The organism is Ventosimonas gracilis, from assembly GCF_001580025.1.
GTDB classification, from domain to species: domain Bacteria; phylum Pseudomonadota; class Gammaproteobacteria; order Pseudomonadales; family Pseudomonadaceae; genus Ventosimonas; species Ventosimonas gracilis.
In genome coordinates, this window is record NZ_LSZO01000041.1 from 1 (window position 1) to 445 (window position 445).

The following is a 445-nucleotide window of genomic DNA, read 5'->3' on the forward strand; positions in this document are numbered from 1 at the left end:
GGCGCGTGCCAGCTCGATGCGGAGGGTGTTAACGTCGTCGCGGTATTCGTGCCGATGATGATTAAGCGGCGCGGTCAGCTCGCCAAAGGTGGCGTAAACGGTGGCGTCGTCACCATCAACAAAGGTCTGGCCGTCGCGCGATAAATCGACCTGTGCGCCTTGCCAATTGAGTGCGCTTGGGGTCACGGCGATATAAAAGCCCAAGGTGTCATGAGCGTCTTCTAAGGGCGGCGCTTCAAAGACGTGCAATAAGGTACGGCTAAGGATTAAATCGGGCGGGGTGCTGGTCTCGCTGCGCGGGATGCCTTTGATGGTCGAGGTGTAGGCGCTTTGCCGGTCGTAGACGGCGCGGATACTTTGTTGCCCCGCTTCCAGCTCTACGGCAAGCACGCGCAGTCTTGCGCCGTCCAGCGTGATCACGTCCGCCGGTGCGAGCGCAATAAAA

General features: G+C 59.8%; 1 protein-coding gene. It reads right to left on the reverse strand.

Annotation, left to right across the window (positions count from 1 at the left end):
• Positions 1 to 445: hypothetical protein (locus AXE65_RS13725; protein ID WP_204376499.1), on the reverse strand; the 445-nt coding region annotated here is incomplete at both ends.